The sequence below is a fragment of the Cellulomonas aerilata genome, assembly GCF_007991755.1.
Lineage (GTDB): Bacteria > Actinomycetota > Actinomycetes > Actinomycetales > Cellulomonadaceae > Pengzhenrongella > Pengzhenrongella aerilata.
Map to the genome: position 1 here is coordinate 103,275 of NZ_BJYY01000022.1, position 20,259 is coordinate 123,533.

Here is a 20,259-nt window from a genome sequence, read left to right on the forward strand (position 1 = left end):
GGCCGGCCGGCGCGGGACGGTCAGGGCAGGCGGGACGGGCGGCGCCACTCGGCCACGCCGGCGCGGTCCGGGTCGAGGGGCACCGGGCTCAGCAGGACGGCCGGCCCACGGCGCAGGACGCCGTCGGACAGGGGCCGACACCTCAGCCCGCCCCGCCCGCGCATCGCCGCGTGCGCGCCGGGGGCCAGCACGCGGTCCATCCACGCGCACGGGTTCGCCGGCCGCCCGGCCCGGAACCGCACCGACGTCTCGCCGGTCCGCAGCTCGAACTCCTCGCCGAGCAGGGGCGCCAGGTGCGCGCCGCGCAGGACGACGTTGCGCCGGGTCAGCAGCGGGTCGAACGGTCCGGCGCCCAGCTCGGCGGCGATCGCCTCCAGGCCCTCCACCGCGAACAGCGTGACCGCGGCGTCCATGTGCGCCGCCTTGCCGAAGAACCGGTCCCCGACGATGCCCTTGCCGGCGACGACCTGCGCGAGGTCCGCGTCGGTGGTCGGGACGTCCGCCGCGCCGTCCCGGGCCCGGCCGAAGTAGGCGTGCGCGGGGGAGACCAGGAGGTGCAGCACCTCGACGTCGTACCGGTGCATCGAGGGCATGGGCGGGAGTCTCCCACCCGGGGAGCGGCGGCTAGCTCTCCGCGTCCCGTGCGGGGGCCCAGGACGGGAGCTGCTGCAGCGCCCAGGTGTTGCCGTCGGGGTCGGCGAAGTGCACGAACCGGCCCCACGGCTGCTCGTCCACCTCGCTCACCTCGACCCCCCGGCCGAGCATCTCTGCGCGGGCGGCGTCGGCGTCGTCGACCACGGCCTGCAGTCCCCGCTGCGACCCCGGCGCCATGGCGCCGGAGAAGGAGTCCAGCATGATCGAGCACGCCGAGCCGGGCGGGGTCACCTGGATGAACCGCACCGTCTCGTCCACCCGGACGTCGTGGTCCAGGACGAACCCGGCCCGGTCGACGTAGAAGGCGATCGCCCGGTCGGCGTCCGACACGGGCACCATGACCAGCTCCAGACGCACGTCCATCGAGGGCTCCCGTCGGTGTCGAGGCCGCCCACGCTAGCCCCGGCCGCCTCCGCGCAGGAAGGGCGTCGCGCCGCCGTGCCGGGCGCCGAGCAGGCCAGGTGCGCCAGCCCGGTGGGACGCTGGCGACCCGAGGTCATGCGATCCACCGGAGGTCCGCCCATGAGGTCCGTCGTCGTCACCGGGGCGTCCACCGGCATCGGCCGCGAGCTGGTCGCGGGGCTCGTCCGGTCGCGCGCCCGTGTGTGGGCGACCGTGCGCCGGACTGAGGACGCCGAGAGCCTGCGGGCCGAGCACGGTGACGCCGTCGAGCCGGTGCTCATGGACGTCACCGACGAGGCGTCGGTGCGGGCGGCCGGGGAACGTGTGGGCGCAGCCGGTCCGCTCGACGCCCTGGTCAACAACGCGGGTGTGGCGCTGCCTGGGCCGCTGGAGCACCTCCCGCTGGACGTGCTGCGCCGCCAGCTGGAGGTCAACCTCGTCGGTCAGCTCGCCGTGACCCAGGCGATGCTGCCCGCCCTGCGGGCCGGCCGTGAGCGAGGACGGGACGTGCGGATCGTCATGATCGGCTCGATCGGCGGCCGGATCGCCGGGCCCATGCTCGGGCCGTACCACGCCGCCAAGTTCGGGCTGGTCGGGCTCACCGGGTCCCTGCGCGCGGAGCTCGCGCCGTGGGGGATCCGCGTCCTGCTCGTCGAGCCGGGGGTCATCGCGACGCCGATCTGGGGGCGGGGCGCCGCGGACGGTCGCGCCATGGCCGCCGGGATGTCGCCGCAGGCGCAGGCGCACTACGGGGCGCGGATGGACGCCGCCGTCGCCGGCGCGGCACGCAGCGCGGCGACCGGGCTGCCTGCCGACCGAGCCGCCGCGGCCGTCCTGCGCGCCCTGACCGAGCGTCACCCGCGGCCGCGGCGCGTCGTGGGGCGCGACGCCCTCGTGGTCGCCGCCGTGGTGCGGCTCCTGCCGGACCGGGCGGTCTACCGCCTGGCCGCGCACCAGGCGGGCCGGCGGCGTCCGGCTCCGTCGTGAGGGAGCGGACGTCGTCGCCGGACCTCGTCGGGACCTGCGGCCGGCGAGTCGGACCTCGTCGACGTGCGGCCGGCGAGGAGGGCCGCTGCCGGCGCCGCGGTGCTTGACTACGGCCGTGGACACGACAGCGGCGGCGTCGCCGGCGTGGGAGGACTCCCGCCGGGCGTTCGCGGAGGCGGCGCAGTGGTTCGTCGGGACGGTCGCGCTGGTGGCCGACCGGTGGGGCGAGCCGGGCCTGGGGGAGTGGGACGTGCGGGCCCTCGTCGGGCACACCAGCCGCTCGCTGCTCACCGTCGAGTCGTACCTGGCCCGACCGGCGGAGCGCGTCGAGGTCGCCTCCGCGCCGCACTACTACCGCGCCACCCGGGCGATCTCGTCCGGGCCGGAGGTGGCGCAGCGAGGCCGTGACGCGGGCGTCGCGCTGGGTGAGGACCCCGCCGGCGCCGTGGCCGCGATCGCCGCCCGCGTCGTGCCGCTCGTCGACGGGTCCGACCCGGCTGCGCTGCTCACCACGGTCGCCGGCGGCATGCGCCTCGCCGACTACCTGCCCACGCGCACGTTCGAGCTCGTCGTCCACACCACCGACCTGGCCGCGGCGCTGTCCGTGCCCGCCGCGGTCCCGCCGGTCGCGGCGACGCAGGCGCTGCACCTCGTGGCCGCGCTGGCCGTGGAGGACGGCCACGCCGCGCCGCTGCTGCTCGCGGTGACCGGTCGCGCGCCCCTGCCGCCCGGGTTCTCGGTGCTCTGAGGGGCGGCGGTGGCGCCGGCGAGGGGCACGGCGCGGACGGCGCACGGAATCGTCAGCCGGCGTCGACGAGCGCCAGGTCCTGCGGCGCCCAGCTCTTGCGCCAGGCCGTCGACGCGGGGGTCAGGGCCGTCCCGCAGTGCGTGCAGCGGTCGGGGCTCTGCGTGGTGCGACCGCAGTCGCGGTGCACGATGCCCATCGTGAGGTCCGGGTCCCGGTGCGGTCGGTGCGCCTCACCCCAGAGCGCCAGCGCGTTGAGGATCGGCAGGGTCTGGGCGCCGGCGTCGGTGAGCACGTACTCCTCGCGGGTCCGGGCGCCGTCGCGGTAGGGCGACCGGCGGAGCAGCCCGTGGTCCACGAGCGCCCGCAGGCGCGAGGCGAGGACGTTGTCGGCGGCGCCGAGGGACGCGCGGAAGTCCTCGAACCGGCGCGCACCCGACAGCGCCTGCCGGAGCACCAGCAGCGCCCAGGGGTCGCCGAGGACGTCCAACGAGCGCGCGATCGGGCAGGGCTCTCCCGACCAGTCCGACCTGAGAGGCACGTCTTCTCCCTGCTCGCTCCATGCTTGCTTGAAGCAAGCCTAGGTGGTTAGTGTCCCGCGTCAAGCGTCCGGCACGAGGCGGCACGCGCGGACCGGAGCCGGAGGACCGATGAGCACCACCGCCACCCCACGACGCGTGGTCCGCCGCGGCGCCCTGCACCCCGCCGTGCTGGTCGCCGCGGTGACCTTCGTCGCGCTGGTCGGCGCGGCCGCGTTCCGCGCCGGGCCCAGCGTCCTGATGGTGCCGCTGGAGGAGGAGTTCGGGTGGTCCCGCGGCGTCCTGTCGGCGGCGGTCGGGCTCAACCTCGTGCTGTTCGGGCTCACGGCGCCGTTCGCCGCGGCCCTCATGGAGCGCTTCGGGATCCGCCGGGTGGTCGCCTCCGCGCTCGTCCTCGTCGCGGCGGGCAGCGGCCTGACCGTGTTCGTGACGGCGTCGTGGCAGCTCGTGGCCCTGTGGGGCGTCCTGGTCGGCGTCGGCACGGGGTCGATGGCGCTGGTGCTGGCGGCGACGGTCGCGTCCCGGTGGTTCGTCCAGCGCCGCGGGCTGGTCATGGGTCTGCTGACGGCGGGCAGCACCATGGGCCAGCTCGTCTTCCTGCCGGTCGTCGCGCTCGTCGCCGAGGCGTGGGGCTGGCGGGCCGCGTCGCTCGTCATCGCGGGTGCCAGCCTCGCCGTCGTCCCGCTCGTCGTGCGCTACCTCCACGACCACCCCCGCGACCGCGGCGTCCAGCCGTACGGCGCCGCCGAGCCGCTCGACCTGCTGGACCCGGTGCCGGCCGGGCGCCCGGGCTCCGGCGCCGCCCGCCGTGCGGTCACCGCGCTGCGCTCGGCCGCACGACGGCGCACCTTCTGGGCCCTGGCCGGCGGCTTCGCCATCTGCGGTGCCACGACGAACGGGCTGGTCGGCACCCACTTCATCCCGGCGGCGCACGACCACGGGATGGGCGAGACGACCGCCGCCGGTCTGCTGGCGGTCGTCGGCGTCTTCGACCTGGTCGGGACGCTGGGCTCGGGCTACCTCACCGACCGCGTCAACCCCCGCCTGCTGCTCGGGGTGTACTACGCGTTCCGCGGCGTCGGCCTGCTGCTCCTGCCGTCGCTGCTGTCCGACGCCGTGCACCCCAGCATGCTGGCGTTCGTCATCGTCTACGGGCTCGACTGGGTGGCCACCGTCCCGCCGACCGTGGCGCTGTGCCGGGAGTCGTTCGGGGACGACGCCACCATCGTCTTCGGCTGGGTCTTCGCCGCGCACCAGGTGGGTGCCGCCGTGGCCGCCGTCGCCGCGGGGGCGATCCGGGACCAGACCGGCACGTACACGATCGCGTGGCTCGGCGCCGCCGGGATGTGCGCCGTGGCGGCCCTCGTCTCGGTCCGGATCGGGGCCACCGCAGCGCGGACGGTCTAGGCGCTGGTGCTGCGCCGCACCATCTCGGCGATCCAGGTCGGCGCGAACGGGGACGTGCAGCCCGGCGGGGTCGGGTAGTCCTTCAGGACCTCCAGGCGCTCGCCGATGTCGACGGCCCGGGCGCGGTGGTCGGGGTGGTCGATCCCGATCTGCGCCAGGCAGTGGTTCATGGCCCACTGCAGCCGGTCCGGGGCGTCCTTCAGCTGCGTCTCGACGACGTCGAGCAGCCCCGCGAGGTCCAGCCCGTCGGGGCTCTTGGCCACCCGGTCGGTGGTCAGCGCCCAACCGGCGCCGGCGACCACCGGATCGGGATCGGTGGACCAGGCCACGCGCAGCTCCTCGGCGTGCGGGCTCTTCCTCACCACGTACCCCACGAGCCAGTCGTGCACCTTCGGCGCGCCGGCCTCGCGGACCATGGCGTCCAGCTCGGACCGCGAGAAGGCCTTCGGGCGGCAGACGAGGACCGCGAGCAGCCGCGCCGCGGTGTCCTGCGTCGCCCACAGCGCGATCGCGAGCTCGTGCTGGGTCCGCAGCCGCTTCGCCAGCGCCCGGAGCCGGCCGAGGTTCACGCCGTGGTCGTCACCGTGACGCTCGTTCACCGCACGTGCCCTCGGGTCCTCGAGCGAGGCGAGCTCGGCCCTCACCTCGGCCAGCAGGTCGGCCACCGACGCGGTGGTCGCCGTCGTCCCCGGTTCAGACACCGCTGGGCACCGTGCTGTCCAGCGCGGCGCACAGGTCCGCCCACAGGTCCTCGACGTCCTCGACGCCCACCGACAGCCGCAGCAGGTCCTCCGGGACGGTCTCGGACTCCGTGGCGAACCGGCGGCGCCGCTCCAGCGTCGACTCCACCCCGCCCAGGCTGGTGGCCGGCACCCACAGGCGCAGCGCGTCGACGACCGCGTCGGCCACGCCTGCGCCGCCCGCGGGGCGCAGGCCGATGATCGAGCCGTAGCCGGTCATCAGCGTCGACGCGCGCTCGTGGCCCGGGTCGTCGGGCAGGCTCGGGTGGCGCACCTCCAGCACGGCCGGGTGCTCGGCCAGGCGCCGGGCGAGCTCGGCGGCGTTCGCCTGCGACCGCTCCACCCGCAGGTGCAGGGTGCGCAGGCCCCGCAGCGCGAGCCAGACCTCCCACGGGCCGGCGATCGCGCCGTGCAGCGTCCGGTACGCCAGGAAGCGGGCGTGCAGGGCGGCGTCGTCGACGACGACGGCCCCGAGGACCACGTCGCTGTGGCCCGCGAGGTACTTGGTGACCGAGTGCACGACGACGTCCGCCCCGAGGCCCAGGGGGCGCTGCCCGAGCGGGGTCGCGAAGGTGTTGTCCACGGCGACCGGGACGCCCACGGAGTGGGCCGCCTCGACGAGCGCCGGCAGGTCGGCGACCTCGAGCATCGGGTTGGTCGGGGACTCCAGCCACAGCAGCGAGGTCGGCGCCGCGCGGACGGCGGCCACCACGGCATCGGTGTCGGCGATGTCGACCTTGACGACCTCGACGCCGGCACGCGTGGCCAGGTCGGCCGCGAACCCGAGCGTCACCTGGTAGGCGTGCCGCGGGACGACGAGGCGCCCGGCGGCCGGGACCAGCGACATCACGGCCGCGATGGCCGCCATGCCGGAGGAGAACACCAGCGCCGGCTGGGCGGCGCCCTCGAGGTCGGCGAGCGCCCGCTCGAATGGCACCCACGTCTCGGTGCCGGAGCGGGCGTAGAGCAGCTCCCCGGGCGGCGGGGTGCCGGTGGAGACGTACGTGGACGACAGCACCACAGGCGGGTTCACGGGTCCGCCGGGCGTGCGCGACGGACGTCCGGAGGCCACGGCGACCGTGGCCGGGGCGAGCCCGGTCAGGTGCCGGTCGGCGGCGTCGGGCGCGCCGGCGGACGCCGTCGGGGCGGGCGTGCCGGTGACGGTCGGTGCACCGGGGTCGGGTGCACCGGGGTCGGGTGCGCCGCGGTCGGGTGCGCCGCGGTCGGGTGCACCGGCGGGCTCGACGGCGCCGACGGCCTGGTCCACGGGGGACGTCTGGGGATCCACGCCGTCAGGGTAGTGCGGGGCCGGGGCCGCCCTCGCGCCACCCTCGCGCCGTGGCGGGCCGGACGCCCCCCGGCCGGTAGGGTCGGGCGCGATGGAGACCTCGCCCGCGCCCGTGCCGCCCCTCGACCCGGATCAGCCGCGGGACCGTCCGCGGGTCATGCTGCTGTTCGGCGGCCGCTCCGGCGAGCACGCCATCAGCTGCTCGACCGCCGGCGGGGTGCTGCGGGCGATCGACCGGACGAAGTACGACGTCGTCCCGGTCGGCATCACCCGGTCCGGACGCTGGGTGCTGGTCGACGACGACCCGGACGCGTGGTCCATCACGGACGGCCACCTGCCCGAGGTGCTGGACGGTCCGGCGCAGGTGCTGCTGCCGCAGTCGGCAGGCGACCGTGACCTGCAGGTGCTCAGCAACGGAGCCCCACCGGCCCTGCTCGGGTCCGTCGACGTCGTCTTCCCCCTGCTGCACGGGCCGTTCGGCGAGGACGGCACGATCCAGGGGATGCTCGAGCTCGTCGACCTGCGCTACGTCGGTGCGGGTGTGCTCGCGTCGGCCGTCGGCATGGACAAGCACGTGATGAAGATGGTGCTCGCCGGGCACGGGCTGCCGATCGCGCCCTTCACCGTGATCCGTCCCGGGGAGTTCGACCGGGACCCGCAGGTGTGGACCGAGACCGTCGCGGCCCTCGGGCTCCCGGTGTTCGTCAAGCCGGCGCGGGCCGGGTCGAGCCTGGGCATCACCAAGGTCGAGAACCTCGCCGACCTGCCGGCTGCGATCGCCGCGGCGCAGCAGCACGACCCGAAGGTCGTCGTCGAGGCCGGCATCCGCGGCCGGGAGATCGAGTGCGCGGTGCTCGGCGGACGTCCGGGTCAGCCCGCGCGGGCCTCGCAGCCCGGCGAGATCGTCGTGACCGACACCCGGCACGGGTTCTACGACTTCGAGGCCAAGTACCTCGACGAGGCGGGCGTGCAGCTGACGTGCCCGGCGGACCTGCCGGCCGACGTGCTGGAGGAGGTGCGGGCGATCGCCGTCCGGACCTTCGACGCCGTGGGCTGCGAGGGGCTCGCCCGCGTCGACGTCTTCGTCACGCCCGACGACGGCGTGGTCGTCAATGAGATCAACACCATGCCGGGCTTCACGCCGTTCTCCATGTACCCCCGGATGTGGCAGGCCTCGGGGCTGTCCTACCCCGACCTGATCGACGAGCTGGTCGAGCTCGCGCTCGGCCGCCCCACCGGCCTGCGCTGAGCCGGCTCGCCGCCGGCTCCCCGCGTCCGGCTCGCGGCCGGCCGGCCACCGGCCGGCTACGGGCTCGGCTGCGGGCGGGCTACAGGCACTGCCGGACCTGCTCGGTGTGCGCGATCGCGCGGCCGAGGTCGACGAGGAACGACGTCGACCGCTCGGACGTGACGGACGTCGGCACGGTCACCTCCACCGCGGGCAGCCGCCCGTAGGTGGTGAAGGTCCACGGCGTGCCGGCCGCCTCGTCGCCGGGGACGGTCACCCAGTCCACGCTCGTGCCGGACTCGTCGGTGGCGGTCACGCACTGGTCGGTGGTGGGAGGCAGCGGCTCGACGCCGCAGCGGAGCACGATGGCGTCCCGCGCGTCGCCGTCGGTCCACGCGGCGGTCGCCTGGCTCGTCGTCTCGGTCCGCCGGGCGACCCCGAGCTCGTCCGGCAGGGCCAGGACGACCTGCGCGCACACCGGGTCGCCGGCGAACGGTGCGGCGCCCACGCTCACCGCAGACGAGCAGCCCGCGAGCAGCGTCAGGCCGACCCCGACCCCGACCGACGCCGGGGTCGTCCACCGGCGCGCGGACGGGCGCGCGCGGACGGAGGCGCTCGCGGGGGGCATGACGCCACGGTACCCGCGGCACGTGCGGCGGATCCGGCGGCGAGCCGCACGGCGACCGCGGGCGCGGGCGCACGGTGGTGGGACCGCGGTGGGACCACGGGGCGGGACCGCGGTGGGACCAGCGGTGCGGCCCGGCGGGGACGGCGGTGGGTACCGTGTCGGCCGTGACCCCCGAGCCGCCCGCGCGGTCCCCGCTGACCGTGTCCGACGTCTCCGAGGACGACCTGCTCGCCCTGATCTTCCCGCTGCTGCCCGCCGGCGCGGACACCGTGCTCGGCCCCGGCGACGACGCCGCGATCGTCCGGGCCCCGGACGGCCGGGTGGTGGTGTCCACCGACGTGCTGGTCGAGGACCGCCACTTCCGGCGCGACTGGTCCAGCGGGGAGGACGTCGGCTGGCGCGCCGCCGTGCAGAACCTCGCCGACATCGCGGCGATGGGCGCGCGGCCGACGTCGGTCGTGGTCACCCTCGTGGCGCCGGGCGACCTGCCGGTGGAGTGGGTGACCGGGTTCGCGCGCGGGCTCGCGGCGGCCTGCGGTCCGGCCGGAGTCGGCGTCGTGGGGGGCGACCTGTCCGGCGGGGACCGGGTGGTGGTGACCGTCGCGGTCCACGGCGACCTCGGCGGGCGGGCGCCGGTGCTGCGGTCCGGTGCCCGGGCGGGCGACGTCGTCGCGCACGCCGGGGTCCGCGGCCGTTCCGCGGCAGGGCTGGCGCTGCTCCTCGCGGGACACGCCGACGCCGCCCCGGAGCTGGTCCGCGCCTACCTGCGCCCCGACCCGCCGCTCGCCGCCGGACCGGCCGCCGCGCTCGCCGGGGCCACCGCGATGCTGGACGTGTCCGACGGGCTGCTGCGCGACGCCGGCCGCATCGCCCGCGCCAGCGGCGTCGTGCTCGACCTCGACGCGGTCGCGACCGCGCTCCCGGACGACCTGGCGGCCGTGGGGGCGGCTGCCGCACTGCTCGGGGCGAGCGCGGCGGAGTGGGTGCTGACCGGTGGCGAGGACCACGGCCTGCTGGCGACGTTCCCCGCCGGAGCGGACCTGCCCGCACCGTTCCGGCGCATCGGCCGGGCGCGGACCGTCGGGCCCGACGCGAGGGGCGGGGTGCTGGTCGACGGCGAGCCGCCTGCGGTCGGCACGACCGGCTGGGACCACTTCGCGCGCTGAGCCAGCCGCCCGCCCGGGGCGGCAGCCGGACGGCTCAGCCTCGGCGCAGGCGGACCTCGAGCAGGGGTGCGCCGCCGAACTCCTCCATGCGCTCGGACCCGTCCGGGGTGAACCCGTGCCGGCGGTAGAAGTGCCGTGCGCGCTCGTTGGCGGCCAGCACCCACAGCGACACGGGGGTCCCGCTGCGCACGGCGTTCAGCACGGTGCGCATGAGGTCGCGGGCCACGCCCTTGCCCCACATCGTGGGGTCGAGGTACATGGAGTAGATCTCCTCCTGCTCCCGCGACGCGTCCTCGTCGCGGGCCGGGCCCACGCTGGCGAACCCGAGGATGCGACCGCCGTCGTCGGCCACCCAGGTCCGGACGCCGTCACGCTCGGCGTTGCGCAGGTCCGTGGCCCAGCGCTCGGTGCGGTCGGCCGGGTCGAGTGCTCTCAGGTAGTCCGCGGGGACGATGCCCTCGTAGGCCTGCTGCCACGACGCGATGTGCACACGTGCGATCGAGGCCGCGTCGTCGACGCGGGCGGTCCTGATGGCGACCTCGGCTTCTTCACCCATGGGCCACACCATGCCATCGACGGCTCGGGCATGCAGCCATCTGCCCGACAGGCGGCGGGTCGCCGGACCGATGTCACCGGGGCGTCACCCGGGGGACGGCTCCGGGTCGCCCACCGGCCCTCCCGCGTTCGCCGGGACGCGACGCGGCGGGCGCCGGCGCCGGCCGACGGGACGGCGCCCCGGACACGGCAGAGCCCGCCGGAGCGGTGCTCCGGCGGGCTCTGGGACGTTCTCGGGCGGCAGGCTCAGACGTGCCGGACGACCTTGCCGGCCTTCAGGCACGAGGTGCACACGTTCAGGCGCTTCGGAGCACCGGCCACCAGTGCGCGGACGCGCTGGATGTTCGGGTTCCAGCGGCGCTTCGTGCGGATGTGCGAGTGCGAGATGCTGTGCCCGAAGCTGGGGCCCTTGCCACAGACGTCGCAGTTGGCAGCCACGGTCTCTCCTGATCGTCGTGCACGCGCGACAGCGCGTAGGTAAATGGTCGGGGTTGCGGTGCGCGCCCTTGCCGGAGCGCTCCACATCTGCCCGGGCGCGGCCCGGGCAACCTGCACAGACTAGCCGATGACCGGCGCGGTCCCCAACCCGCGCCCGGTGGGGCAGGGTGTGATCTGCGCCGGGTCCCCGGCGGTCCCCTCCGCGCCGCGGCGCGTCGACCCCCAGGAGAGCACACGGTGGACGCAGGCACGGTGCGCGCCTGGGCCACCGCCGCCGCCCGTGCCCTCGCCGGGGCGCGCGGGTCCATCGACTCCCTCAACGTCTTCCCGGTGGCGGACGGCGACACCGGCACCAACCTCGCGCTGACCGTGGCCGAGGGGGCGGAGCACGCCGCCGACGCCGCCCCGGACGCGGCGGCGACCGAGGTGGCGGCGGCGTTCGCCCGCGGTGCGCTGCGCGGCGCCCGGGGCAACTCAGGGGTCATCGTCAGCCAGTACCTGCACGGCTTCGCCGCCGGCCTGGCCGCGGGTGGTCGGCCGTCCGGCCCCGCGACCGCGGGCGCATCGACGGACGCGACCGGGGGCGGGTCGACGGACGCGACCGGGGGCGGGTCGACGGGTGCGACCGCCGGCGGCCAAGGCCTGGTCGTCGCCGGCGCGCTGGACGAGGCGCAGCGTGCGGCGCGCGCCGCCGTCGCGCGGCCGGTCGAGGGGACCATCCTCACCGCGGCCACCGCCGCGTCGGCCGCCGCCACCCGGGTGGCTCGCGAGGGCGGGGACGCCGTCGCCACCGCGGCCGCTGCCGCGAGCGCGGCGCGCGAGGCGCTCGCGCGCAGCACGCAGGCGCTGGACGTCCTGCGCGCCGCCGGCGTGGTCGACGCCGGTGCGTCGGGGCTCGTGGTCATGCTCGAGGCGCTCGCGGCGGTCGTCCGCAACGCCGAGGTCCGCACGAGCGAGATCGCCGCGGTGGTCGCCCGTGCCGGGGCCGGGGCCGGAGCTGGGGCCGCGGCCGGTGTCGCGAGCGCGAGCGGGTCCCCGACCACGGTCGGCGGTGGGCCGCAGGCCCCCGGGCACCCGGAGGCCGCGGGGGACGGCGAGCTCGAGGTGATGTTCGTCGTCGAGCCGAGGGAGGCCGCCGAGGCCGGCCAGGCGCGGGACGACCTGGCGCCGGCGCTCAGCGCGCGCATGCAGGCGCTGGGGGGATCGGTCGCCGTCGTCGGCGGGAGCGACGGCTGGCACGTCCACGTGCACACGGACCGTCCGGCGGACGCGATCCGCGCCGGGGCGGACGTCGGCGTGCTGAGCCAGGTCGTCGTCGGCCGGCTGACGTCCCCGGACGCGGACGGCCGGGACCTGGGCGTCGTGGCCGCGACCGGGGCGACCGGGCTGGTGGCGGACCTCGCCCGTGCCGGCGCGCTCGTCCTCGTCCTGACCGGCGCGCCGGTCCGGGCGCGGGACGTCCTGCGGGTCGTCGTGGACACCGGCGCGCGGCACGTCGTCGTGCTGCCCGGGTCGCCGGCGGCCGCCGCGGCGGCGCGCGCCGCGACCGGGCTCGCCGACGTGTCGGTCGACGTCCTGGACGCCGACGACGACGTCCGCGTCGTCGTCGCGGTCACCGCGGGTGCCGGCACGGACGTCGACCGTGTGGGAGCGATGCGGGACGCCCTCGCCGCCGTCCGGACGACCACCGTCGAGGTCCCGGACACCGCCGCCGTGCTCGGCGCCGCCCGAGCCCTCCTCGACGACCACGGCGGCGAGCTGGTCACGGTGGTGGCCGGCGCGGACCTGGGTGCGCTCGCCCCGCTGCGTGCGGACCTGGTGCGTGCGCTGGGGGAGTCGCACCCGGACGTCGAGGTGGTCGTCCTCGCCGGCGGGCAGCCGGCGCCGGCGGCAGCGGTGGCGGTCGAGTGAGCCCGCACGCAGCAGTGGCGCGCGTGACGGACCACGCCGTGCACCGTGCCGTGGACCGAGCAGTGGACCGCGCGGTGGACCGAGCCGCGTCGGTGTGGGCGGCGCGTCGTACCGTGCGCAGGGCAGACCTGCGGTCCGGTGCGACGCCCGGCCCGGGGACCCGAGGTCGGGCGAGCACGGGGAGGGACCGGTGACCAGCGAGCTGGGTGAGGTGGTGGCCGCGCCCGCGGACCGGCTGTCCGAGCCCCTGACCCGGCTGCTCGGGCCGCGCACCGCGACCGCGCTGGCCAAGCTCGGGCTGCACACCGCCCACGACCTGCTGCGCCACTACCCGCGCCGGTACTCCGAGCCGGGGACGCTGACCGACCTGTCCTCCCTGGTGGTCGGCGAGCACGTGACCGTGATGGCCGAGGTCCGGCAGGCCACCGTCCGGTCGATGCGGTCCCGCGGCGGCGCCATGCTGCAGGCCGTGGTGACCGACGGCCGCCACTCGCTGCACCTGACGTTCTTCGCCAAGGGCGCCGGGGCGCTGCGCAGCCACGAGCACAAGCTCCGCGCCGGCCGGGTCGGCCTGTTCACCGGGGTGGTGGGGGAGTACCGCGGCGACCGGCAGCTCACCCATCCCGACTACCGGATCATCGGCGTGGACGTGGAGGACGAGGACGAGGCGCTCGCCGAGGCGAGCCGGCCCATCCCGATCTACCCGGCCGGGGCGGCGATCCCGTCCTGGCGGATCGCGACCAGCGTCCGGACGGTGCTGGACCCGTTGACGCCCGCGGACGTCCCGGACCCGGTGCCGGACGAGCTGCGCACCCGTCGTGGCCTGGTGACGCTGCTCGGCGCGCTGACCGACGTCCACGCGCCGCACGACGACGCGCAGTGGCGGCAAGGTCTGAAGCGGCTGAAGTACGAGGAGGCCTTCGTCCTGCAGGCCGAGCTGGCCCGCCGCCGCGCCCGGGCCGCCGCCCAGCACGCCACCGCCCGACCGCCGCGCGCCGGGGGGCTGCTCGACGACTTCGACGCGCGGCTGCCGTTCACGCTCACCGCCGGTCAGCGGGCGGTCGGGGCCGAGATCGGGGCCGAGCTCGCGCAGCCCCGACCGATGCAGCGGCTCCTGCAGGGGGAGGTCGGCTCGGGCAAGACCGTCGTCGCGCTGCGGGCGATGCTGCAGGTGGTGGACGCAGGCGGCCAGGCGGCCCTGCTCGCGCCCACCGAGGTGCTCGCGGCCCAGCACGCCCGCACGCTGCGGGCGCTGCTCGGCCCGCTCGCCGAGGCGGGCTTCCTCGGCGGCGCCGACCAGGGGACCCGGGTCGCGCTCCTGACCGGGTCGCAGGCCACCGCCGCCCGCCGGGAGAACCTGGCGGACGCGGCCGGCGGCCGGGCCGGGATCGTCGTGGGCACGCACGCCCTGCTCAGCGAGACGGTGCAGTTCGCCGACCTCGGCCTGGTCGTCGTGGACGAGCAGCACCGCTTCGGCGTCGAGCAGCGGGACCTGCTGCGCGCCAAGGGCAGCACGACCCCGCACCTGCTCGTGATGACCGCGACCCCCATCCCGCGCACGGTGGCCATGACGGTGTTCGGCGACCTAGAGACGTCGTCGCTGACCGAGGTGCCGGCCGGCCGCAGCGGCGTGACCACGCACGTGGTGCCCGCCGACAACGCGGCGTGGACACGACGCACCTGGCAGCGCGTGAAGGAGGAGGTCGACGCCGGACGACGCGCCTACGTGGTGTGCCCGCGCATCGAGGCAGGCGAGGCGCCCGACGGCACCACGGGTCGGGCGCGGGCGGACGACGACGGCGCGGACCTCGTGCTGGACGTGGAGCAGGATGCGGGTCCGGGTGGCGGCCCCCAGCCGCCGCTGCGGGCCGTCGTCGAGGTGGCCGACATGCTCCGCGGCCTGCCGGTGCTGGCCGGCGTGGGCGTCGGCGTCCTGCACGGGCGGATGCCCCCGGAGGACAAGGAGCGCGCCATGGCGGACTTCGCCTCCGGCCGGGTGCCGGTCCTGGTCTCCACCACCGTCATCGAGGTGGGCGTCGACGTGCCGGAGGCCACCGTCATGGTGGTCCTGGACGCCGACCGGTTCGGGCTCTCGCAGCTGCACCAGCTGCGCGGCCGGGTCGGGCGGGGCACGGAGCCCGGACTGTGCCTGCTGGTGTCCGGTGCGTCCCCGGGCACGCCCGCCGGCACGCGGCTGCAGACGCTCGCCGAGACGACCGACGGCTTCGCGCTCGCGGCCGTCGACCTCGAGCTGCGGCGCGAGGGCGACGTGCTGGGCGCCGCCCAGTCCGGCGCGGCGAGCTCCCTGCGCCTGCTGCGCGTGGCCCGTGACGCCGACGTGATCGAGCGGGCCCGTGCCGACGCGCGCGAGCTCGTGGACCAGGACCCCACCCTCGACGCGTGGCCCGCCCTCGGCGCCGCCATCGACCGGCAGCTCGCCGGTGAGCGCGAGGAGTTCCTCGAGCGGACCTGACCCGCAGCGTGCATCGTGGTCGCGGGCACGGTGACAGAGGGCACAGTGACAGAGCATGCACAGTGACAGAGCAGGCACCGTGACAGAGCGGGCACGACGACCCAGCGGGCCCCGTGGGGCGGCGCTCCCCGTGAGGCCGCACGACGCCGACGGCGCCGAGGAGGAGCCATGACGCACGCCGAGGATCGCCCGGGACACGTGGTCCTGCTGGGCGACTCGATCTTCGACAACGGCGTCTACGTGCCCGGCGGCCCGGACGTGGTGACGCACCTGCGCGGGGAGCTGCCGGCGGGCTGGGCGGCGACCCTGCTCGCCGTCGACGGCGACGTCACGGCCGGGATCCCCCGGCAGCTCGCGTCCCTGCCGGCCGACGCGACGCACCTCGTGGTGAGCGTCGGCGGCAACGACGCCCTCGGGCACGCACACCTGCTGGGGGCCCCGGTGCGGTCGGTCGCCGAGGGCATCGCGCTGCTGGGCCGGGCGCAGTCCGCGTTCGAGCGGGACTACGCGGCCATGCTGGACGGCGTCCTGGCGACCGGGCTCCCGACGGCGGTGTGCACCGTCTACGACACCAACCCGTCGGCACCCGAGCACGCGGTGATCCGCAGCGCGCTCGCGCTGTTCAACGACGCCATCACCCGGACCGCGTTCGCCCGCGCGGTCCCCGTGGTCGACCTGCGGCTGGTCTGCACGCAGGCCGCGGACTACGCCAACCCGATCGAGCCGTCGGTGGTGGGCGGCGCCCGGATCGCCCGCGCCGTCGCCGCGGCCGTGCTGGTGCACCGCGACGCCCGACGCTCGACCGTCACCGCGTAGCCGCGAGAGCGCGTGGCCGCGTGGCCGCGTGGCCGCGTGGTCGCGTCGCCAGCGGGCCCTTGGCCTGACCCGGCCGACCGGCCTACCGTCGGGTGTCCACCGCTCGCCGAGCCGGGGTGCCCACGATGAAGAAGCTCGTCGCACTGCTCGTCGCCGCCACCCTGGCCCTGGTCGCCGCCGTGCCGTCCGCGGCTGCGACGGCCCGCGAGGCGGCTGTCGCGTCGCTCGCGACGCCGGCCGGCACGTCGGCCGGCACGGCGGCCGCCACGGCGACGCCCGTCCCCGCACCGCCCAGCCGCGCCTCGGTGATCGCGGCGGCGCGGTCCGCCGTCGACCACTTCTACATTGCCGGCGGGGGAGCCACGTCGAACGCCGGCTGGCGGTGGACGCCGTACTTCATGGCGGTCGAGACCCTGCACCGGCAGACCGGTGACCCGAAGTACCGCCAGTGGCTGCAGTCCTGGGGGGACCGCAACCGCTGGACCCCCGACGCCCCGGTGAGCCCGACGTCCAACCCGGACAGCCGGGCCGCGATCCAGGTCTGGCAGGACTCCGTCGCCTCCGGCGTGACCGCCGACCTCGCGCCGTCGGACCGGTTCATGGCCGCCGACCGGGCGCTGCCCGCGTCGCAGTACTGGTGGGTCGACTCCATGTTCATGGGCCTGCCGCTGTGGCCCCGGTGGGCGGCCCGCACCGGGGACCCGGCCTACCGAGCCAGGTCGGCGGAGTTCTACGCCTTCCTCAAGCGGGACGGCACGACGGTCTGGCGTCCGGGCTGCACCGCCTCGGGGCTGTTCGACGCCACCGAGGACCTGTGGTGGCGCGACTGCAAGTTCGTCGCGCAGCGGGACGCGCTCGGCCACAAGGTCTTCTGGGCCCGCGGCAACGGCTGGGTCATCGCCGCGATGGCGCGCACGCTCATGGCGCTGCCCTCCGGTGACCCGCAGGCGGCCGAGTACCGGTCGATGCTGCAGCGGATGGCGGCACGGCTGGCCCGGCTCCAGGGCGCCGACGGCATGTGGCGGTCCAGCCTGCTGAGCCCCTCCCTCTACCCCGCGCCGGAGACGAGCGCCACGGCGCTGTTCACCTACGCCATGGCGTACGGCATCCGCACCGGCGTGCTGGACGCGGGGACCTACCTGCCCGTGGTGCTCAACGCCTGGAAGGGGCTGACCACCACGTCGCTGAAGAGCACCGGGTTCGTCTCCCACTGCCAGGGCGTGGGCGACGCGCCCGCGGCGCCGAGCCTGACGACGTCGATCGCCTACTGCGTGGGCGCCTTCGGGCTGGCCGCCTCGGAGGTCGCCCAGCTCGAAGGCTACCTCGCCGCCGACACGTTCAGCCGCACCGTGAGCGGGGGACTGGGCACCGCCGACGTCGGCGGACCGTGGACCACCACCGCGGTCGCCGCCGACCTCGCCGTCGACGGCCGCACCGGGACCCTGCGGACCCCCGCCGCGACGACACGCTCGGCGGTCCTGGCGGGCGTCCAGGCGCGGGACACCGACGTGCGGGCGACGGTGGGCTTCCTCCGCCCGACGCGCGGCAGCGTCCACGTCGCCCTGCTCGGGCGGCGGGTCGGGACGGCGGAGTACGCGGGCCGCGCCGTCGTCGACCCGGCCGGCGCGGTCCAGGTGCAGGCGCTGCGCTCGGGGACCACGCTGCGTGCGCTGACCCTCCCCGGGCTGACCTACGCGTCCGGGGACCGGCTCGTGGTGCGGGTCCAGGTGACCGGTGCGTCGCCCACCACCGTCCGGGTCCGGGTCTGGAAGGCGGGCGCACCGGAGCCCACGACGTGGCAGGTCACGTCCACCGACTCCACCGCCGGGCTGCAGACGGCCGGGTCGGTCGGGATCACGACGTACCTCGGCAGCGGGGCGCTGCCGGCCTCGGTGGTGGTGACGGTCGACGACGTCGTGGTGCGGCGCGCGGGCTGACCGGCCCTGGTTAGGGTGACCGCCGTGCCGACCGACGTGCCGACCGACGTGCCGACCGACGTGCCGACCGACGGGCTGACCGACGTGCCGACCGGCCGGCTGGGCGACCGGCCGACCGACCCCGTCGTCCGGGCCGACTCCCTGCTCGTCGGCTACGGCGGGGAGCCCGTGTGCGCCCCCGTCACGTTCGACCTGCCCGCCGGGACCGCGCTCGCGCTCGTCGGGCCCAACGGGTCGGGCAAGTCGACGGTGCTCCGCGCCGTGCTCGGCCTGCTCACCCCCGCCGACGGCGTCCTGCACGTCCTGGGACGGGAGGTGGACGAGCGCGAGCACCTCTTCCGGGCCGAGGTCGCCGGCGTCCTGGACGACGACGCGTACTTCCCGGCGCTCACGGTGGCCGAGCACCTCGTCCTGACCGCACGCGGGCACGGCGTGCCGGACGCGGAGGGCGTGGTCGACGAGCTGCTCGAGGACTTCGGCCTGGCCGGCCACGCCGACGTCCTGCCGGTGACGCTGTCCTCGGGGCAGCGCCGCCGGCTGCTGCTCGCGGCCGGGTTCGCCCGACCTCGCCGGCTGCTGGTGCTCGACGAGCCGGAGCAGCGCCTGGACCAGCGGATGCGGTCCGCCCTGGCCGCGCGGCTGCGGGCCGAGACCGCCGCGGGGGGAGCGGTCCTGCTGGCGACCCACGACCCCGCGCTGCTGGCCGCCGTGGCGGACGCCGCGGTGCTCGTCGGGGAGGACGAGTCGCCCGTGCTCGACGTCCCCGAGGCGGTGCGCGCGATCCGCGCCGAGCCGCCCCGGTGACCCTCACCGCGACCCCGGTGCCGACCGGCCGGCAGGTGCGCCGGTACACCGCCGCCCGCGCCCGCCGCCGCGGCGGGGCGTCCATCGGCTCCCTGCTCGTCGACGTCTACACGGTGCTGATCACCACGGCCGTCGGCGTCGGGCTCGCGATCGGCCTGGTGGACGGGGTCCGCGAGGTGCTGCCGCCGGACACCGGCGGCCGTGCGGCAGGACCCGAGGTGAGCCTGCCGACGCTCGGTGCGCTGGTCGTCCTGGCACTCGTCGGGACCGTGGTGTCCCTGGCTGGCCGGCTCGGCCCGGTCGGCGTCGGGGGTGCGGAGGCCACGTGGTGGCTCACGCTGCCCGTCGGGCGCCGCGCGCTGCTGCGACCCGCTGCCGTCCGGCTGCCGCTGGCCGCCGGGGCGGTCGGGGCGGTGGTCCTCCCGGTGCTGGACCTCGCCGTGCACGAGGCCGGCCGGCCGGCGCCGGAGCGGGTGCTCGCGGTCGCCGCCGCCGGGGCGCTGGGGGCCGCCGCCCTGGTGCTCGCCGCCGGCGTCGGGCAGACGTTCGGCGCCTCGCGCCGTCGGATCGCAGCCGCCGGGGACGTGCTCGTGGCGCTGGCGCCCGCCTTGGCGGTCGGCGCGGCGGTCACCGGGGTGAGCCTGCCGCCCGCACCCACGCCCGACGCCGGCGTCCTGGCCGGACTGGGCGTCGTCGTGGTCGCCGCGTCGGTCGCGCTCGACCGGCGGCTGGACCGGATCCCGGCCCGCGCCCTGCGCGAGAGCGGCTCCGTCGCCGGGCAGGCGGTCGGTGCGGTCGTCTCCCTGGACTCCCGCGAGCTCGGCCGCGCGCTCGGCGAGGGCATCCCGGCACGCCGGCGGCGGCGCAGCGCCCGGCTGCGTCCGGTCCGGTCCGCGGCCGCCGCGCTCGTCACCGCGGACGCGCTGCTGCTCCTGCGGTCCGGACGGCACCTCGCCCAGCTGGCCGGGGCGGCGTGCGTGCCCGCGGCCGTGCTCTCCGTCCCGCACCTGCGCACACCGGTCGTCGTGCTGCCCGCGCTGCTCGCCGCGGGCTACGTGGCCACGCTGGCGACCGCGGAGGGCGCCCGCCGGGCCGAGATGGCGCCCGTCGTCGACCGCCTGCTGCCCATCGGCGCGCGACGCGTGCGGTGGCTGCGCATGGTCGTCCCCGGGGTCGCGATCGCCCTGTGGTCCGTGCCCGCGTTCACGCCGCTCGTGCTGCTCGGCGCCCAGGTCCCGGAGTGGGTCGTGCTCGGGCTGCTCGCGGCGCCGGTGTGGGCCGGTGCCGCGGTCCGGGCGGCGTACCGGCCGGCCCCCGACTGGGGCGGTCCGCTCGTCTCCACCCCCGCCGGGGCGCTGCCCATCGGGGCCGCGAGCGTGCTGTCCCGGGGGCCGGACGTCGTCGTGCTCGGCCTGGTGCCGGTCCTCGTGGCTGTCGCGCTGGGGACCGTGGTGCCGGGCGTCCTGGTCGCCCAGGCGCTGGTGTCCGCGCTGGTCGCCGCCGTGTGCGCCCACGTCCCCGACGCCGCGTAGGTTGACGCC

19 protein-coding genes are annotated in these 20,259 nt (G+C 76.9%); 11 read left to right on the forward strand and 8 right to left on the reverse strand.

The genetic code is table 11. From position 1 onward, the window contains the following. Window positions 1-20: 20 nt before the first annotated feature. Together CAE01nite_RS17400 and CAE01nite_RS17405 are read right to left on the reverse strand one after the other, a co-directional pair. A complete protein-coding gene (locus CAE01nite_RS17400) occupies window positions 21-593 on the reverse strand; it encodes an MOSC domain-containing protein (RefSeq protein ID WP_146906799.1) in 573 nt (190 codons plus the stop codon). A 31-nt stretch (window positions 594-624) separates the two neighbouring features. Beyond that, window positions 625-1,017, reverse strand: coding sequence for a glyoxalase superfamily protein (locus CAE01nite_RS17405; RefSeq protein ID WP_146906800.1), 393 nt, complete (start codon window positions 1,015-1,017; stop codon window positions 625-627). 159 nt (window positions 1,018-1,176) lie between these two features. Between CAE01nite_RS17405 and CAE01nite_RS17410 the strand changes: the two genes are divergently transcribed. Both CAE01nite_RS17410 and CAE01nite_RS17415 read left to right on the forward strand, forming a co-directional pair. Continuing rightward, window positions 1,177-2,043 (forward strand): SDR family NAD(P)-dependent oxidoreductase, encoded by an 867-nt coding sequence (locus CAE01nite_RS17410; RefSeq protein WP_146906801.1) that lies wholly within the window; start codon window positions 1,177-1,179, stop codon window positions 2,041-2,043. 115 nt (window positions 2,044-2,158) lie between these two features. Further along, window positions 2,159-2,791, forward strand: a complete 633-nt coding sequence (locus tag CAE01nite_RS17415; protein ID WP_146906802.1) for a maleylpyruvate isomerase N-terminal domain-containing protein — start codon at window positions 2,159-2,161, stop codon at window positions 2,789-2,791. A gap of 52 nt (window positions 2,792-2,843) precedes the next feature. On the opposite strand, the gene CAE01nite_RS17420 is transcribed toward CAE01nite_RS17415, so the two are convergent. After that, window positions 2,844-3,329 carry a winged helix-turn-helix transcriptional regulator gene (locus CAE01nite_RS17420; protein ID WP_146906803.1) on the reverse strand — a complete coding sequence of 162 codons (486 nt, stop codon included), beginning with the start codon at window positions 3,327-3,329 and terminating at the stop codon, window positions 2,844-2,846. A gap of 109 nt (window positions 3,330-3,438) precedes the next feature. On the opposite strand from CAE01nite_RS17420, the gene CAE01nite_RS17425 reads away from it, so the two are divergent. Next, window positions 3,439-4,734, forward strand: coding sequence for an MFS transporter (locus CAE01nite_RS17425; protein ID WP_146906804.1), 1,296 nt, complete (start codon window positions 3,439-3,441; stop codon window positions 4,732-4,734). On the opposite strand, the gene CAE01nite_RS17430 is transcribed toward CAE01nite_RS17425, so the two are convergent. Together CAE01nite_RS17430 and CAE01nite_RS17435 are read right to left on the reverse strand one after the other, a co-directional pair. Continuing rightward, a complete protein-coding gene (locus tag CAE01nite_RS17430; protein ID WP_246131310.1) occupies window positions 4,731-5,435 on the reverse strand; it encodes a DNA alkylation repair protein in 705 nt (234 codons plus the stop codon). The genes CAE01nite_RS17425 and CAE01nite_RS17430 overlap by 4 nt on opposite strands. Next, entirely contained in the window at window positions 5,428-6,576 is a 1,149-nt protein-coding gene (locus CAE01nite_RS17435) for a trans-sulfuration enzyme family protein (protein ID WP_146906844.1), read from the reverse strand. The genes CAE01nite_RS17430 and CAE01nite_RS17435 overlap by 8 nt, the downstream gene beginning before the upstream one ends. A 277-nt stretch (window positions 6,577-6,853) precedes the next feature. Here CAE01nite_RS17435 and CAE01nite_RS17440 point away from each other — a divergent pair, with 277 nt between their 5' ends. Beyond that, window positions 6,854-8,011, forward strand: coding sequence for a D-alanine--D-alanine ligase family protein (locus CAE01nite_RS17440; RefSeq protein ID WP_246131311.1), 1,158 nt, complete (start codon window positions 6,854-6,856; stop codon window positions 8,009-8,011). Window positions 8,012-8,090: 79 nt separating this feature from the next. Here CAE01nite_RS17440 and CAE01nite_RS17445 read toward each other — a convergent pair whose 3' ends face one another. Continuing rightward, window positions 8,091-8,618: a DUF3515 domain-containing protein gene (locus CAE01nite_RS17445; RefSeq protein ID WP_146906805.1), complete on the reverse strand. Its 528-nt coding sequence runs from the start codon at window positions 8,616-8,618 to the stop codon at window positions 8,091-8,093. Window positions 8,619-8,782: 164 nt separating this feature from the next. On the opposite strand from CAE01nite_RS17445, the gene CAE01nite_RS17450 reads away from it, so the two are divergent. Then, the gene (locus CAE01nite_RS17450; protein ID WP_246131312.1) at window positions 8,783-9,784 is read left to right on the forward strand and encodes a thiamine-phosphate kinase; all 1,002 of its coding nucleotides are present in this window, start codon (window positions 8,783-8,785) and stop codon (window positions 9,782-9,784) included. Window positions 9,785-9,818: 34 nt separating this feature from the next. Here the strand turns inward: CAE01nite_RS17450 and CAE01nite_RS17455 are convergent, their stop codons facing one another. Both CAE01nite_RS17455 and rpmB read right to left on the reverse strand, forming a co-directional pair. Further along, a complete protein-coding gene (locus tag CAE01nite_RS17455; protein WP_146906806.1) occupies window positions 9,819-10,340 on the reverse strand; it encodes a GNAT family N-acetyltransferase in 522 nt (173 codons plus the stop codon). 245 nt (window positions 10,341-10,585) lie between these two features. Then, a complete protein-coding gene (gene rpmB, locus CAE01nite_RS17460) occupies window positions 10,586-10,777 on the reverse strand; it encodes a 50S ribosomal protein L28 (protein ID WP_146906807.1) in 192 nt (63 codons plus the stop codon). Between the two features lie 237 nt (window positions 10,778-11,014). Between rpmB and CAE01nite_RS17465 the strand changes: the two genes are divergently transcribed. The 6 genes from CAE01nite_RS17465 (at window position 11,015) to CAE01nite_RS17490 (ending at window position 20,250) form a co-directional block, all read left to right on the forward strand. Then, complete coding sequence (locus CAE01nite_RS17465) at window positions 11,015-12,688, forward strand: DAK2 domain-containing protein (RefSeq protein WP_146906808.1); 1,674 nt, start codon at window positions 11,015-11,017, stop codon at window positions 12,686-12,688. A gap of 190 nt (window positions 12,689-12,878) precedes the next feature. Further along, window positions 12,879-15,161 (forward strand): ATP-dependent DNA helicase RecG, encoded by a 2,283-nt coding sequence (locus tag CAE01nite_RS17470; RefSeq protein WP_246131313.1) that lies wholly within the window; start codon window positions 12,879-12,881, stop codon window positions 15,159-15,161. Between the two features lie 168 nt (window positions 15,162-15,329). Next, the gene (locus tag CAE01nite_RS17475; protein WP_146906809.1) at window positions 15,330-15,977 is read left to right on the forward strand and encodes an SGNH/GDSL hydrolase family protein; all 648 of its coding nucleotides are present in this window, start codon (window positions 15,330-15,332) and stop codon (window positions 15,975-15,977) included. Between the two features lie 125 nt (window positions 15,978-16,102). Next, window positions 16,103-17,914: a glycoside hydrolase family 88 protein gene (locus CAE01nite_RS17480; protein WP_146906810.1), complete on the forward strand. Its 1,812-nt coding sequence runs from the start codon at window positions 16,103-16,105 to the stop codon at window positions 17,912-17,914. A 99-nt stretch (window positions 17,915-18,013) separates the two neighbouring features. Next, a complete protein-coding gene (locus CAE01nite_RS17485; protein WP_146906848.1) occupies window positions 18,014-18,718 on the forward strand; it encodes an ABC transporter ATP-binding protein in 705 nt (234 codons plus the stop codon). Continuing rightward, window positions 18,715-20,250, forward strand: a complete 1,536-nt coding sequence (locus CAE01nite_RS17490) for a DUF6297 family protein (protein ID WP_146906811.1) — start codon at window positions 18,715-18,717, stop codon at window positions 20,248-20,250. The genes CAE01nite_RS17485 and CAE01nite_RS17490 overlap by 4 nt, the downstream gene beginning before the upstream one ends. Window positions 20,251-20,259: the final 9 nt, after the last annotated feature.

What these genes read in the sequence shown, in the direction of transcription:
- CAE01nite_RS17480 (WP_146906810.1), top strand. Translation starts at nt 16,103, where the DNA reads ATGAAGAAGCTCGTCGCACTGCTCGTCGCCGCCACCCTGGCCCTGGTC.
- CAE01nite_RS17425 (WP_146906804.1), top strand. Translation starts at nt 3,439, where the DNA reads ATGAGCACCACCGCCACCCCACGACGCGTGGTCCGCCGCGGCGCCCTG.
- CAE01nite_RS17405 (WP_146906800.1), bottom strand. Translation starts at nt 1,017, where the DNA reads ATGGACGTGCGTCTGGAGCTGGTCATGGTGCCCGTGTCGGACGCCGAC.
- CAE01nite_RS17410 (WP_146906801.1), top strand. Translation starts at nt 1,177, where the DNA reads ATGAGGTCCGTCGTCGTCACCGGGGCGTCCACCGGCATCGGCCGCGAG.
- CAE01nite_RS17455 (WP_146906806.1), bottom strand. Translation starts at nt 10,340, where the DNA reads ATGGGTGAAGAAGCCGAGGTCGCCATCAGGACCGCCCGCGTCGACGAC.
- CAE01nite_RS17400 (WP_146906799.1), bottom strand. Translation starts at nt 593, where the DNA reads ATGCCCTCGATGCACCGGTACGACGTCGAGGTGCTGCACCTCCTGGTC.
- CAE01nite_RS17440 (WP_246131311.1), top strand. Translation starts at nt 6,854, where the DNA reads ATGGAGACCTCGCCCGCGCCCGTGCCGCCCCTCGACCCGGATCAGCCG.
- CAE01nite_RS17475 (WP_146906809.1), top strand. Translation starts at nt 15,330, where the DNA reads ATGACGCACGCCGAGGATCGCCCGGGACACGTGGTCCTGCTGGGCGAC.
- CAE01nite_RS17445 (WP_146906805.1), bottom strand. Translation starts at nt 8,618, where the DNA reads ATGCCCCCCGCGAGCGCCTCCGTCCGCGCGCGCCCGTCCGCGCGCCGG.